This is a genomic window from Streptomyces sp. NPDC020917 (genome assembly GCF_044333795.1).
In the GTDB taxonomy this organism is placed as follows: domain Bacteria; phylum Actinomycetota; class Actinomycetes; order Streptomycetales; family Streptomycetaceae; genus Actinacidiphila.
The window spans coordinates 17,304-31,117 of sequence record NZ_JBIRRR010000021.1 but is presented as its reverse complement, the minus strand read 5'-3'; the positions used below and the strand labels follow the sequence as shown (position 1 = coordinate 31,117).

Annotated in this window: 11 protein-coding genes; 8 read left to right on the top strand and 3 right to left on the bottom strand. The window is 72.6% G+C overall.

Annotated features, from left to right (window positions below):
• Positions 1–51: 51 nt before the first annotated feature.
• The 6 genes from ACH4TG_RS32885 to ACH4TG_RS32860 all read left to right on the top strand — a co-directional run bounded on the left by ACH4TG_RS32885 (position 52) and on the right by ACH4TG_RS32860 (position 7,517).
• Positions 52–855, top strand: coding sequence for an ABC transporter ATP-binding protein (locus tag ACH4TG_RS32885; protein ID WP_398246287.1), 804 nt, complete (start codon positions 52–54; stop codon positions 853–855).
• Positions 842–1,825: an ABC transporter permease gene (locus ACH4TG_RS32880; protein WP_398246286.1), complete on the top strand. Its 984-nt coding sequence runs from the start codon at positions 842–844 to the stop codon at positions 1,823–1,825. The genes ACH4TG_RS32885 and ACH4TG_RS32880 overlap by 14 nt, the downstream gene beginning before the upstream one ends.
• Positions 1,822–2,619: a sirohydrochlorin chelatase gene (locus ACH4TG_RS32875; RefSeq protein ID WP_398246285.1), complete on the top strand. Its 798-nt coding sequence runs from the start codon at positions 1,822–1,824 to the stop codon at positions 2,617–2,619. Before ACH4TG_RS32880 ends, ACH4TG_RS32875 begins: the two co-directional genes overlap by 4 nt.
• Positions 2,620–2,708: 89 nt before the next feature.
• Positions 2,709–3,887 (top strand): acyltransferase family protein, encoded by a 1,179-nt coding sequence (locus ACH4TG_RS32870; RefSeq protein WP_398246284.1) that lies wholly within the window; start codon positions 2,709–2,711, stop codon positions 3,885–3,887.
• Positions 3,888–4,136: 249 nt separating this feature from the next.
• A complete protein-coding gene (locus tag ACH4TG_RS32865) occupies positions 4,137–6,413 on the top strand; it encodes an MMPL family transporter (protein ID WP_398246396.1) in 2,277 nt (758 codons plus the stop codon).
• 96 nt (positions 6,414–6,509) lie between these two features.
• Positions 6,510–7,517, top strand: a complete 1,008-nt coding sequence (locus ACH4TG_RS32860) for a sigma-70 family RNA polymerase sigma factor (RefSeq protein ID WP_398246283.1) — start codon at positions 6,510–6,512, stop codon at positions 7,515–7,517.
• Here ACH4TG_RS32860 and ACH4TG_RS32855 read toward each other — a convergent pair.
• A complete protein-coding gene (locus ACH4TG_RS32855; protein ID WP_398246282.1) occupies positions 7,455–7,754 on the bottom strand; it encodes a hypothetical protein in 300 nt (99 codons plus the stop codon). The two genes, ACH4TG_RS32860 and ACH4TG_RS32855, sit on opposite strands and share 63 nt — an antisense overlap.
• A gap of 279 nt (positions 7,755–8,033) precedes the next feature.
• On the opposite strand from ACH4TG_RS32855, the gene ACH4TG_RS32850 reads away from it, so the two are divergent.
• Positions 8,034–8,897, top strand: a complete 864-nt coding sequence (locus ACH4TG_RS32850; protein WP_398246281.1) for an aminoglycoside phosphotransferase family protein — start codon at positions 8,034–8,036, stop codon at positions 8,895–8,897.
• A gap of 277 nt (positions 8,898–9,174) precedes the next feature.
• Here ACH4TG_RS32850 and ACH4TG_RS32845 read toward each other — a convergent pair whose 3' ends face one another.
• Together ACH4TG_RS32845 and ACH4TG_RS32840 are read right to left on the bottom strand one after the other, a co-directional pair.
• Complete coding sequence (locus ACH4TG_RS32845) at positions 9,175–9,891, bottom strand: 3'-5' exonuclease (RefSeq protein ID WP_398246280.1); 717 nt, start codon at positions 9,889–9,891, stop codon at positions 9,175–9,177.
• 80 nt (positions 9,892–9,971) lie between these two features.
• Entirely contained in the window at positions 9,972–11,219 is a 1,248-nt protein-coding gene (locus ACH4TG_RS32840) for an SAV2148 family HEPN domain-containing protein (RefSeq protein ID WP_398246279.1), read from the bottom strand.
• A 428-nt stretch (positions 11,220–11,647) separates the two neighbouring features.
• Between ACH4TG_RS32840 and glgX the strand changes: the two genes are divergently transcribed.
• Positions 11,648–13,786, top strand: coding sequence for a glycogen debranching protein GlgX (gene glgX, locus ACH4TG_RS32835; protein ID WP_398246278.1), 2,139 nt, complete (start codon positions 11,648–11,650; stop codon positions 13,784–13,786).
• Positions 13,787–13,814 lie beyond the last annotated feature (28 nt).

The following is a 13,814-nucleotide window of genomic DNA, read 5'->3' as shown; positions in this document are numbered from 1 at the left end:
CCGCCGCGCAAGTGCTCTCAGACGCCAGCACCCGACAGACAGACCCAGGAGGTGACACCGATGGCCGACACTCTCACCAGTGCCGCCGCTCCGAGCACGGAGACCGCCGCGTACGCGGCGCGGATCGACCATGTGTCGAAGGCGTTCGGCCGTCCCGGCGCCCAGCAGCTCGTGCTGGACGACATCGCCCTCGACGTGCGGCCGGGCGAGTTCGTCTGCCTCCTGGGCGCGTCGGGCTGCGGCAAGTCGACGCTGCTCAACCTGGTCGCGGGGCTCGACGAGCCGTCCGCCGGGAGCATCACCACTCCCGGCGGGCGGCCCGCCCTGATGTTCCAGGAGCACGCCCTGTTCCCGTGGCTGACCGCGGGCAGGAACATCGAACTGGCCCTGCGGCTGCGCGGGGTGCCCCGCGAGGAGCGCCGCCCCGAGGCCGAGCGGCTGCTGGACCTGGTCCGGCTCGGCGGGGCCCACGGCAAGCGGGTGCACGAGCTGTCCGGCGGCATGCGGCAGCGCGTGGCGCTGGCCCGCGCGCTGGCCCAGGACAGCCAACTGCTGCTGATGGACGAGCCGTTCGCGGCCCTGGACGCGATCACCCGGGACGTGCTGCACGACGAGCTGACCCGGATCTGGTCGGAGACCGACCTGTCGGTGCTGTTCGTCACGCACAACGTCCGCGAGGCGGTGCGGCTGGCCGAGCGGGTGGTCCTGCTGTCCTCCCGCCCCGGCCGGATCAACCGCGAGTGGCGGATCGACATCCCGCAGCCGCGCCGTATCGAGGATGCCGCCGTCGCGGACCTGTCCGTCGAGATCACCGAAGAACTGCGTGGGGAGATCCGCCGCCATGGCCAGCACTGACACCGGGACGGGCAGCCCCGCCCCGCAGGACGCCGCGCCCGGGGACGGCGCGCGGCCCGGTGCGGGCGCGGCGCCGCTCGCGAAGTCCGGCGTGCCCGCGCAGGGCGGCTCGGGCGACCTGTCCGGCCTGGAGGCCGGGCTCGACGCGCTGGAGACGGTCACCGTCGAACGCTCCCCGCTGGGGCGGCTGCTGGTGCAGAAGGTGCTGCCGCCGCTCACCGCGGTCGTGCTGGTGCTGGTGGTGTGGCAGCTCGCGTCCTGGGGCAAGGTCGCCGACCCCACGAAGCTGCCGAGCCCCAAGGACGTGGGGCAGGCGCTCGCCGACCGCTGGCGGGCCGGCGACCTGTTCACCATCATCTGGACCAGCGTGGAGCGGGGCCTGCTGGGCTTCCTCGCGGCGCTGGCCATCGGCACCCCGCTGGGTCTGGTGGTGGCCCGGGTGCGGTTCGTCCGTGCGGCCATCGGCCCGATCCTGTCCGGTCTGCAGTCGCTGCCGTCGGTGGCCTGGGTGCCGGCCGCGGTGATCTGGCTGGGCATCAACGACTCGGCGATGTACGCGGTGATCCTGCTGGGCGCGGTGCCGTCGATCGCCAACGGCCTGGTCTCCGGCATCGACCAGGTGCCGCCGCTGTACCTGCGGGCCGGCCGCACGATCGGCGCGACGGGCGTGCGCGGCGCCTGGTACGTGCTGCTGCCGGCCGCGCTGCCCGGCTACGTCGCCGGCCTGAAGCAGGGCTGGGCTTTCTCCTGGCGGTCGTTGATGGCGGCCGAGCTGATCGCCTCCTCGCCCGACCTGGGCGTGGGCCTCGGCCGCTACCTGGAGAACATGCGCGAGGGCTCGGACATGGCCGGGGTCGTGCTGGGCATCCTGCTCATCCTGTTCGTCGGCATCGCCATCGACCAGATCGTCTTCAGCCCGCTGGAGCGCTGGGTGCTGCGCAGCCGCGGCCTGACCGCCAGGAGCCAGTGACCGTGCGCCCCGCCTTCCCGCCCCCGCCCGCCGCCGCGCACCGCGCCGCGCCGCCGCTGCTGGTCGTCGCGCACGGCTCGCGCGACCCCCGGCACGCGGCGACCGTGCACGCGCTGACCCGGCGGGTGGCGGCGGCGCGGCCGGGACTGCGGGTGGAGACGGCGTTCCTGGACTTCAACGCGCCCGCGGTGCCGCAGGTGGTGCGGCGGCTCGCCGCCGACGGGGTCCGGGAGGCGGTGGCCCTGCCGCTGCTGCTGACCCGGGCATTCCATGCGAAGACCGACATTCCCGCCGTACTGCGCGAAGCGACCGCGGGGTTGCCCGCGTTGCGGATCAGGACCGCGGACGTGCTCGGCCCCTCGCCGCTGCTGACCGCCGCCCTGGAGCGGCGCCTGCACGAGGCCGGCCTGGACGACGCCGACCGCGCCTCGACCGGCGTGGTGCTGGCCTGCGCCGGTTCCACCGACCCCGAGGCGCGCCGGGTGATCGAGGGGGTCGCGCGGCGCTGGCAACGCGCCGGCTGGCGCGCCGTGCGCCCCGCGTACGCCTCGGCGTCGTTGCCCCGTACGGAGGACGCGGTGCGGGGTCTGCGGGAGGAGGGCGTAAGGTCGGTCGCGGTCGCGCCGTATGTGATCGCACCCGGCTTCCTGCCGGACCGCATCGCGCGCGGCGCCCGGGAAGCCGGGGCGGACGTGCTGGCTCCGGTCCTCGGGGCGGCACCGGAGCTGGCGGAGCTGCTGCTGCGCCGGTTCGACGAGGCGCGTCTGCCGGTCAGCGGGTTGAGCGTGGCCTGAGGGCGGCGTGACCTGCCCGTTCGGCGGTCTGCGGACCGCGGCTTCCGGGAGCCCCTGAACCGAGGGACGACACCGGAGACAGCAGGTATATGAGCCGAATCCAGGAGTTCGAGGCGATAGTCCGACCCGGCGGGAGGCAGGCGCAGGACGCCGCACCGGCCGGCAGAACGCCGGCACCGCGGCCGGCGCCGCGCAGGGACCGCCTCCCCGCCCTGGACGGGCTGCGGTTCGCCGCGGCGATGTCGGTGGTGCTGTTCCACTTCATGGGCCAGACCAGGTGGTCGATGATCGACATCTGGGGCCGGCCGTACCAGGAGACGTTCCCGCGGGCCCACCAGTACTTCGCCTTCGGGCGGTTGGGCGTCGACCTGTTCTTCCTGATCAGCGGCTTCGTGATCTGCATGAGCGCCTGGGGCCGCACGCCGCGGGAGTTCTTCATCTCCCGGGTGACGCGGCTCTACCCGATGTACTGGGTGGCGATCGCGGTGTCCGCGGCGGTGATCTACCTCACCGACAGCCCGTTCGGGCATCCCAACCCGCGGATGCTGTTCGCGAACCTCACGATGATGCAGCGGCCGCTGGGGGTGGACAACCTCGACCCGGTGTACTGGACGCTCTGGCCGGAGCTGTGCTTCTACCTGACCTTCTCGTTGGTGGTGTGGCGGGGCCTGAGCTACCGGCGGGTGGTGGTGTTCTGCGGCCTGTGGACGGTCGCCGCGGTCATCGCGCCCGGCGCGGGGATCCCGCTGCTGACGCTCATCGCCAACCCCACCTCGGCGCCGTACTTCATCGCCGGCATGGCCTTCTACCTGATGTACCGCTACCGGTCGACGCCGCTGCTGTGGGGCATCGTCGCGATGTCGTGGCTGCTGGCGCTGCACTTCCTGCTGACGCCGGTCGGCGGCAGCAACAACTGGGACACCTGGTCGCCGTGGCGGGGCTGGCTGATCCTGGCGGTCACCGTCTTCTTCGGGCTGGTCGCGGCGATCGCGCTGGGCTGGACCCGGTGGATCCGCTGGCGGCTGCTGACGACCGCGGGCACCCTGACCTTCCCGCTGTACCTGCTGCACGACGTCACCGGGATGACCTTCGCGCACTACTACGGCGGCCGGATGGACCCGATGCTGCTGGTCGCGGTCTCGGTGGCCGCGCTGGTGGCGCTGTCCTACCTGGTGCACCGGTACGCCGAGCGGCCGCTCGCGCTGGCCATGAGGCGTTCCCTGAACACCGCGGCGTTCGGCCTGCAGCCCCCCGCACCACGCCGCTGACCTGCGGCGACAACCCGTCCCCCGGCCGGCCGGCGACGATCGCTGTAAGGGGCATCCTTGTCGCGGTGGTGGGGTTCTCCCCACCCCTGAGGGGGAGAACACCCACCTGGAAGTCACCAGTTGGCCGGATGGGTCGTGCCTGTTCAGGCCCCTAGCGTCATGGGTGGAACGAGCGGCAGGTCGCCGCCACCACGACGATCCTTGGCAAGGGGGCACACCGTGAGTCGCGCACGCGCACACGGCAGCAAGATGGGCATCGCGGCGGCGATGGGCAGTTGGAGCGCCCGCCACCGCTGGGCGGCGGTGGGCGGGTGGCTGCTCCTCGTCATCCTGGTCATGGTCATCGGCCAGGCGGCCGGCCGCTCCGACGTCGACGAGGACCGCTCGATGCCGGGCGAGGTCTCGCAGGCCGCAACCATCAACGACCGGGCCGGGCTGGCGGACACCGCGAGCGAGATGGTCCTGGTCCAGGCCCGGCACTCCGGCACCACCGCGACCGACCCGGGCTTCCGGGCCGCCGTCGCCGACGTGGTGGCCGCGGTCAAGGGCACCGGCGCGGTCACCGCCGTGCAGTCGCCCTACACCACCAAGGCGATCTCCGCGGACCACCGTTCGGCGCTGGTGCGGTTCGACATGACCGGCCCGAAGAAGGACGCCGCGGACAAGGTCCAGCCGGTGCTCGACGCGGTCGCCAAGGTCCAGGACCGCCACCAGGACCTGAAGATCGCCGAGTTCGGCGACGCCAGCGCCGACCAGGCGGTCAACGACGCCTTCGGCTCGGACTTCAAGACCGCCGAGTACTCGGCGGTGCCGGTGGCGCTGGGCATCCTGCTCATCGCGTTCGGCGCGCTGGTCGCCGCGCTGCTGCCGGTGGTGCTGGCGCTCACCGCGTTCCTCGGCGCGACCGGCGTGGTCGCCCTGGTCAGCCACTCGGTGCCGATGAGCGACACCGCCAACTCGGTCATGCTGCTGGTGGGTCTGGCCGTCGGCGTCGACTACTGCCTGTTCTACCTGCGCCGGGAGCGCGAGGAACGGGACGCGGGCCGGGACGCGGCGACCGCGCTGCGGATCGCCGCCGCCACCTCCGGCCGGGCGATCCTGATCTCCGGCATCACCGTGATCGTGGCCATGGCCGGCATGCTCTTCACCGGAATCGGCGACTTCAAGGCGATGGGCGTGGCCACCATGATCGTCGTCGCCATCGCGATGATCGGCTCGGTCACCGTGCTGCCGGCGCTGCTGTCGCTGCTCGGCGAGCGGGTCGAGAAGGGCCGGCTGCCGTTCCTGCGCCGGTCCGCGGGGCGGGCCGCGAACGGGGGCCGGGGCACCGACGGCAGCAGCCGCTTCTGGCGGACCGTGCTGCGCCCGGTGCTGCGCAACCCGAAGGCGGCCACGGTGCTGGCCGGCGGCGCGCTGGTGGCCATCGCGATCCCCGCGTTCGGGATGCACACCGCGAACCTGTCGATGGACCAGGAACTCGGCGACCACCTGGAGATCATCCAGACCTACGAGGCGATCAACACCGCGTTCCCCGGCGGCCCGGACCCCGCCCACGTCGTGATCAAGGCCGACGACATCAAGGCGCCCGCGGTCACCAAGGCGATCGCCGGCTTCCGCACCGAGGCCGTCGCCTCCGGGGCGAGCCGGGGCCCGGTCACCGTGACCGTGCACGCGGCGCAGAACGTGGCCGAGATCGACGTGCCGCTGGCCGGCGGCACCGACCGCGGCAAGGCCGAGTCCGACCTGCGGCTGCTCCGCGACCACGTCCGTCCCGACACCCTGGGCCGGGTCGCCGGGCTGCAGGCGCCGATCACCGGTGAGACCGCCGGGTCGATGGACTTCAACCACAAGATCACCAGCAGCGTGCCGCCGGTGTTCCTGTTCGTGACGGTCTTCGCCTTCCTGCTGATGCTGCTGTCCTTCCGGTCCCTGACCATCGCGCTCACCTCGGTGGCCCTCAACCTGCTGTCGGTCGGCGCCGCCTACGGCGTGCTGACCATGGTCTTCCAGCACGGCTGGGGAGCCTCGCTGGTCGGCGCGACCGGCACCGGCGCGGTGGTGGCCTGGCTGCCGCTGTTCCTCTTCGTGATCCTGTTCGGCCTGAGCATGGACTACCACGTGTTCGTGGTCTCCCGGATCCGCGAGGCCCGGATGCGCGGCCTGAGCACCAAGGCCGCCATCGAGCAGGGCATCACCACCACCGCGGGCGTGGTGACCAGCGCGGCGGTGATCATGGTCGCGGTGTTCGCCATCTTCGGGACGCTGTCGATGCAGAGCATGAAGCAGATGGGCGTCGGCCTGGCCTTCGCGGTGCTGATCGACGCCACGGTGATCCGCGGGGTGCTGCTGCCGGCCGTGATGAGCCTGCTGGGCGACCGCAACTGGTACCTCCCGCGGTGGATGCACCGGCTGCCCGACCTCACGCACGACGAGCCGGCGCAGGACGCCGTGCCCCCGGCCCCGCAGTACCCGGCCCCGCCCGTGCCGCCGCTCCCGCCGGTGCCCGCCGGTCCCGGCCGCCACTGAGCCGGCAGCCGCCGAAGCGCCCGCACGACACCGGCAGCGCCCCCGTACCCGCCGGGTACGGGGGCGCTGTCAGTGCCCCCGAGTACGGTGGGTGACATGACCGCAAGGGACAGCAGTGCAAGCGCCACGGCCGCTCCGGCCGCCGGCGAGGTGGAGCACCGGCTGGAGGAGTACCGGGTCGAGCTGACCGGGTACTGCTACCGGATGCTCGGCTCGGTCTTCGAGGCGGAGGACGCCGTCCAGGAGACCCTGGTCCGCGCCTGGCGGGCGGCCGACCGCTTCGAGGGGCGCTCCTCGCTGCGCTCCTGGCTGTACAAGATCGCCACCAACGTCTGCCTGGACAGCCTGAACGCCGGCAAGCGCCGCGCCAGGCCGATGGACCTGTCCCCCGCCTCGCACGCCGACGCGGTGCTCCCCGACATGACACCGGAGTCGATGTGGGTCGGGCCGGTGCCGGACGCCCGCGCCGTGCCGTCCTCCGGCGACCCGGCCGACGTGGTGGTCTCGCGCGAGACCATCCGGCTGGCGTTCGTGGCCGCGCTCCAGCACCTGCCGCCACGGCAGCGGGCCGTACTGATCCTGCGCGAGGTGCTGGCCTGGAAGGCCAGCGAGGCCGCCGAACTGCTGGGCACCTCGGTCGCCTCGGTCAACAGCGCGCTGCAGCGCGCCCGGGCCACGCTCGCCGAGGCCGGGGTCGGCGCCGACTCCGCCCCCGCCGCGCCGATGGACGGCGAGCAGGAGAAGCTGCTGGCCCGCTACGTGGACGCGTTCGAGCGCTACGACCTGGACTCGCTGACCAGCCTGCTGCACGAGGACGCGACGATGAACATGCCGCCGTTCCCGCTGTGGCTGCGCGGCCATGAGGACATACGCGGGTGGCTGCTGGGGACCGGCATCGGCTGCAAGGGCTCGCGGCTGCTGCCGGTCACCGCGAACGGCGCCCCGGGTTTCGGCCAGTACCGGCCCGATCCCGCGGGCGGGCACCGCGCCTGGGCGCTCCAGGTGCTGGACATCAGCGACGGCCGTATCACCGGGCTCAGTTCATTCCTGGACACCGGACGGCTGTTCCCCCTCTTCGGACTCCCACTCGAACTCCCCGGCTAGTCCGGCCAGTTCGACCAGCGCGCGCAGGTCGGCCGAGGCGCCGCGCAGCCGCACCCGGTGGCCGGTGCGGCGCGCGGCCAGCCGCAGCCGGGCCAGCGCGGCGACCGCGCCGAGCCCCGCCAGCCCGTCGCCGTCCGGTGGCTCGCCGGCCGGCGGCAGGCCGCTGACGTCCACCGTGACCAGGCGTTCCCCGGATTCCGGGCAGGCTGGATCGTACGGGCCACCGGACGCCGCCACAGTCGCTCCTCCTTGTCGCCGGCCCCCAGGCGGAGGGCCCCGTGGATACCGACTGCTCGTACAGCCGTAACTCATCGCACCCATGGGTACGTATGCGCCGCGGAACGCACGGTGCGCGGCGGTATTTCGCAAGGTTGTGCGGGAATCCTTGGAAACCCGGCGCAATCCAGGGGCGCGACGATGCGAGACTTGCCTGTGTCCGAACGAACGGCCGTTGACTGCGGCATATGCGAACGGACGGGCGAACCGGCAGGCGGACGGATTTTCGAGAGGCTGGGCATGGCGGACGCGGTGTTCACTGAGCAGCGGGCGCGGGCGGTACTGGACGCGGCGGGCCACTCCGAGGCGGAGCTGATGTCCTTCGGGGAGAACGCGGTGTTCGCCGCCGGCCGGCTGGTGATCAAGGTGGGACGCAGCGCCGAACTGCTGGACCGGGCACGCCGCGAGGTCCGCACCGCGGACTGGCTGGCCAAGCACGACGTGCCCGCGGTGCGGTCCGCGGAGTCCGAGGTGCGGCTGCTCGAAGGTCACCCCGTCTCCTACTGGCAGCGGCTGCCGGAGTCGCTGCGGCCCGCCGAGCCGGCCGACGTCGCCCCGCTGCTGCGCCGCGTCCACGCCCTGCCGGAGCCCGACTTCGGGCTGCCGCCGCGCGACCTGCTCGACGGCGTCGAGCGCTGGCTGCGGCTGGCCGGCGACGCGATCGACCCGGCCGACGCGGCGTTCCTACGCAAGCGCAGGGACGGTTTCGCGGACGCCGCCGCCGCGCTGGAGCCGCACCTGCCGCCGGGCCCGATCCACGGCGACGCCCTCCCCCGCAACGTGCACATCGGCCCCGACGGCCCGGTGCTGGTCGACCTGGAGACCTTCTCCTCCGACCTGCGCGAGCACGATCTGGTCGTGCACACCCTCAGCCGGGACCGCTACGGCGTGCCGGCCGCCGCCTACGACGCGTTCACCGCCGCGTACGGCTGGGACGTGGCCGCCTGGCCCGGCTGCGAGGTCCTGCGCGGCGCCCGCGAGACCGCCAGCTGCGCCTGGGTCGCCCAGCACGCCCCCGCCAACCCGGCCGCCCTCACCGAGTTCCGCCGCCGCGTGACCTCCCTCCGCACCAACGACCAAACGGTCCGCTGGTACCCCTTTTAAACCGAACCGCCTGGGACGCCCCATAGGCCCGCACCAATTCTCCCGGGTGCCCCCGTGTAGGCATCGAGCCAAAGGGCCCGCCGGTGTCTAGAGAGAGAACGCGCGCAGTGAGCGCAGCGAGCGAGCACGATCGACCGGCAGACACCGGGTCTAAGGGCCCGGAGGCGAGAGGCCGGCAAAAAAGGGCCACGACGTTCACTCTGCGGACTCGGGCAACCGATCACGTCCAGCCGAATCGTTCACGTTGCGAGCTGGCTCAGCCCAGAACAATCCCACCTCACCCCACCAGTCGCGCCGCGCCCCGCAGGGGCCAGCTCGGGTCGACCGAGGGGTCGGGGGAGCCTTTGCGGGTGAGCCAGGCGGAGAAGTCCTCGGCCCAGGTGGCGTACCAGGTGGCCTGGCGGGACTGGAGGTCGGCCAGGTCGGCCTCGGCGAGTTCGGGGAAGCGCAGGGCCAGGGCGCGGGCGACGCGGACCGCGGCGAGGGCGTCGACGCCGGCGTCGTGGGCGCCGTCCAGGGCGACGCCGTAGACCTGGCAGGCCGCCTCCAGGGTGCGCTTGCCGCGGCGGTACCGGTCGAGCGCGCGGTCCAGCACGAGCGGGTCGATGACCGGGCCGGGCGACGTGCCGGGCGGTACCAGCGTCGGCAGCGCGTACCGCTTCAACTCCTCATCCAGAAGGGTGAGGTCGAAGGGCGCGTTGTAGACGACGACCGGCACGCCGGCCGCCCAGTGCCCGCGCACCGCGTCGGCGACCTCCGCGACGACCTCGGGCGCCGGCCGCCCCTCGGCCGCGGCCCGCTGCGTGCTGACGCCGTGTATGGCCGTGGTCTCCGCCGGGATCGGCACCCCTGGATCGGCGAGCCAGGCGCGGTGCCGCACCGGCTCGCCGCTCTTGACCTCGGTGACCGCGGCGGTGACGATCCGCGCCTGGCGCGGATCCGTGCCGGTGGTCTCCAGGTCGAAGCCGACCAGCAGATCCTCATGCCATGCCATGGCGCGTCCTTCCAGCCGATTCCCCCGTGTGCCCTGCCATCATCCCGTGCGCCACTGACACTCCGGCGGGGAGGGCGGGTTCAGGACACCGGCCGCGAATCGGCCCAGATCCCCTCGAACTCCTCGCGGTAGACCTCGAAAAGGCCGCCTTCCGAGGGCCGTTCGCCCTCGACCACCCGGCGGGAGCCGCCGCGCAGCACCATCACCGGGACCTCCATGCCGCGGGCCCGCCGCAGGTAGGTCTGCACGACGGCCAGGCCGTCGCCGCTGTCGCCGTCGACCAGGTACGCGGTGAACCGCGGGGTCTCGTCGAAGACCTGGATCTCGAACGCGCCTTGGTCGCGCAGCCGGGCCCGCACCCGCCGCATGTGCATGATGTTCATCTCGACCGAGCGGCCCAGTTCGCCGCGGCCCAGGCCGAGTTCGCGCTCACGGCGGCGCACCGCGCTGCTCGCCGGATTGAGGAAGGCCAGCCGCACCCGGCAGCCGGACTCGGCCAGCCGCACCAGCCGCCGCCCGGAGTAGTTCTGCACCAGCAGGTTGAGGCCGATGCCGACCGCGTCCAGCCGCCGGGCGCCGGCGAACAGGTCCTCCACCGGCAGCTGGCGCTGCAGCCGCACCCGGTCGGGGTAGACGCCGACGACGTCGGCGTACCGGTCGGCCACCAGCTGCTCCACCGCGTCGACCGGCAGCCGGTTCCCCGCGCCCCGCGGCGCCCCGGCGCCGAGCAGTTCCAGCAGCCGGGCCGAGGCGCGTTCCGCCTGGTCCAGCACGGTCCGGGACAGGGCGCGGTTGCGGGACACGACGTGCCGGGCGACCTCCAGCTCGTCCAGGGCCAGTTCCAGCTCGCGCCGGTCGTCGAAGTACGGCTCGAAGCACGGCCAGTGCTGGACCACCAGCTCGCGCAGCTGGGGCAGCGTCAGGAAGCTCAGGACGTTGTCGTCGGCGGGGTCCAGCAGGAACCCCTTGCGGCGGCTCACCTCGCGGACCGCGACGGCCCGCTGCACCCACTCGCCGCCGGCCGGCCCCGCGGCGGCCACCACCCATTCCTCGCCGTGCACCGGCTCGTAGATCGGGCGCAGCACGGCGTTGACGACGGCGCGCAGGCGCTGCTCGACGAGGTTGAGCCACACGTAGGCCCGCCCGGCCCGGCGCGCGCGGGTCCGCACCTCGGCCCAGGCGTCGGCACCCCAGTCCAGTTCCGCTCCGATCTCCAGGGGCGCGGCGAGGGTGACCGCGCCGCTCGGATCATCGGCGCTGACGTCGTCAGCGACGTGCCGGTCGCCCTGCTCACCGCCACCCGGGAGCATCAGACCTCCGGACGTCACCGTTCCACCGCCTCCCACCCCCGTCCACGATCAAGGAAGGGTACTGCGGTGCGGGGGGTGTCGCAGCCGTATCGACCCTACTTGACCCGTGCGCCGATCGAGGCAAGTCCCCTGGCCCGTCGGCGAGTTACTTCCGTGAGCAGGTGCACACGGAGTGTCACATGACGGGGTGAAACGGTCACTTCGCCGCGGCGCGTCCGGGCGGGTGGCGGCGGCCGGCCGGGGCAGGCGAGACAGGGAGCCGCGACGCGGCGGGCTCGGCGGACGGGCGCAGCGTGGCCGAAAGGGCCGACGGACACGTCGCTGTCCGTTGCGGCGAGGTCACCCTCGGGTGGGACCTGATGGGAGGATGCGGTTCGGCAACCGAACTGCCGGACCTTGCGGGGGATGTCCTGCGAGGTCCGGTTACGGACTGGAAGAGTCACTACATGCAAGTCTGGCCGGGTCATTCGTATCCCCTCGGCGCCACCTTCGACGGGGCGGGCACCAACTTCGCCGTCTTCTCCGAGGTGGCGTCCCGGATCGAGCTGTGTCTGCTGCACGACGACGGTTCGGAGACGGCGGTGGAGCTGCGGGAGGCCGACGCCTTCGTCCGCCACGCCTACCTGCCCGGGGTGATGCCGGGTCAGCGGTACGGGTTCCGGGTGCACGGCCCGTACGACCCGGCGCGCGGCCACCGCTGCAACTCCGCGAAACTGCTGCTGGACCCCTACGCCAAGGCGATGAGCGGCGGCATCGACTGGGACGAGGCCGTCTACGGCTACCGCTTCGGGCAGCCGGACTCGCGCAACGACCTGGACTCCGCGCCGCACACGATGACCTCGGTGGTGGTCAACCCGTACTTCGACTGGGCCGACGACCGCGCGCCGCGCATCGAGTACCACCGCACGATCCTCTACGAGGCCCACGTCAAGGGCCTGACGATGACGCATCCGGGGCTGCCGGAGGAGATCCGCGGCACCTACGCGGCCCTCGCCCACCCGTCCGTGATCAGCCATCTGGTGGAACTCGGGGTGACGACCCTGGAGTTGATGCCCGTACACCAGTTCATCAAGGACCACCGGCTGTCCGACGCGGGGCTGGCCAACTACTGGGGCTACAACACCATCGGGTTCTTCGCCCCGCACAACGGCTACTCCTCGCTGGGCGACCGGGGCCAGCAGGTGCTGGAGTTCAAAACGGCGGTGCGGGCACTGCACCGGGCGGGGATCGAGGTGATCCTCGACGTGGTCTACAACCACACCGCCGAGGGCAGCCATCTGGGCCCGACGCTGTCGCTGCGCGGCCTGGACAACGCGTCGTACTACCGGCTGAGCGGCGACAAGCGCTACTACACGGACACCACCGGCACGGGCAACAGCCTGCTCATGCGCAGCCCGCACGTGCTGCAGATGATCATGGACAGCCTGCGCTACTGGGTGACCGAGATGCACGTGGACGGCTTCCGCTTCGACCTGGCGGCCACCCTGGCCCGGCAGTTCCACGAGGTGGACCGGCTGTCGTCGTTCTTCGACCTGGTGCAGCAGGACCCGGTGGTCTCGCAGGTGAAGCTGATCGCCGAGCCGTGGGACGTCGGCGAGGGCGGCTACCAGGTGGGCAACTTCCCGCCGCTGTGGACCGAGTGGAACGGCAAGTTCCGCGACACGGTGCGCGACCTGTGGCGGGGCGAGAGCGCCACCCTGGCGGAGTTCGCGTCCCGGCTGACCGGGTCCTCCGACCTGTACCAGGACGACGGCCGCCGGCCTCTCGCCTCCATCAACTTCGTCACCTGCCACGACGGCTTCACGCTGCGCGACCTGGTGTCGTACGACGAGAAGCACAACGAGGCCAACGGCGAGCACAACCGGGACGGCGAGAGCCACAACCGGTCCTGGAACTGCGGCACGGAGGGCCCGACCGACGACCGGGCGGTGCAGACGCTGCGCGGCCGGCAGATGCGGAACTTCGTCGCGACGCTGATGCTGTCCCAGGGCGTGCCGATGCTCAGCCACGGCGACGAGTTCGGCCGCACCCAGCGCGGCAACAACAACGCCTACTGCCAGGACAACGACCTGTCGTGGATCCAGTGGCCGGGCAAGCCGGGCACCTCGGACGAGGACGACGAGGCCCTGCGCCTGCACGACTTCGTGCGGTCCATGGTGTGGCTGCGCCGCGACCACCCGGTCTTCCGGCGCCGCCGCTTCTTCCACGGCCGGCCGGTGGACGGCACCCACGACGAGCTGTCGGACATCGCGTGGTTCACCGCCGAGGGCCAGGAGATGACGCAGCGCGACTGGCAGGCGGCGCACGCCCGCTCGCTGGTGGTGTTCCTCAACGGCAACGCGATCTCCGAGCCGGGGCCGCGCGGCGAGCGGGTCACCGACGACTCCTTCCTGCTGATGTTCAACGCGGCTCCGCGCGCCCAGGAGTTCGTGGTGCCGGTCAACCACGGCAAGGAGTGGCAGCTCGTGGTGGACACCGAGCGGCCGGAGGGCGTGGTGCCGGGCACCGGGGAGCTGGTGGCCGCCGGCGACCGGCTGCTGCTGGCCGACCTCAGCATGGTGGTGCTGCAGCGGCCGGCGGACTGAGGGCCCGGCGGCGGGCGGCCGACGGAGC

Excerpts from the sequence above, each read along its gene's own strand:
- ACH4TG_RS32880 (WP_398246286.1), top strand. The coding sequence starts at position 842 with ATGGCCAGCACTGACACCGGGACGGGCAGCCCCGCCCCGCAGGACGCC.
- ACH4TG_RS32870 (WP_398246284.1), top strand. The coding sequence starts at position 2,709 with ATGAGCCGAATCCAGGAGTTCGAGGCGATAGTCCGACCCGGCGGGAGG.
- ACH4TG_RS32865 (WP_398246396.1), top strand. The coding sequence starts at position 4,137 with ATGGGCATCGCGGCGGCGATGGGCAGTTGGAGCGCCCGCCACCGCTGG.
- ACH4TG_RS32860 (WP_398246283.1), top strand. The coding sequence starts at position 6,510 with ATGACCGCAAGGGACAGCAGTGCAAGCGCCACGGCCGCTCCGGCCGCC.
- ACH4TG_RS32850 (WP_398246281.1), top strand. The coding sequence starts at position 8,034 with ATGGCGGACGCGGTGTTCACTGAGCAGCGGGCGCGGGCGGTACTGGAC.
- ACH4TG_RS32845 (WP_398246280.1), bottom strand. The coding sequence starts at position 9,891 with ATGGCATGGCATGAGGATCTGCTGGTCGGCTTCGACCTGGAGACCACC.
- glgX (WP_398246278.1), top strand. The coding sequence starts at position 11,648 with ATGCAAGTCTGGCCGGGTCATTCGTATCCCCTCGGCGCCACCTTCGAC.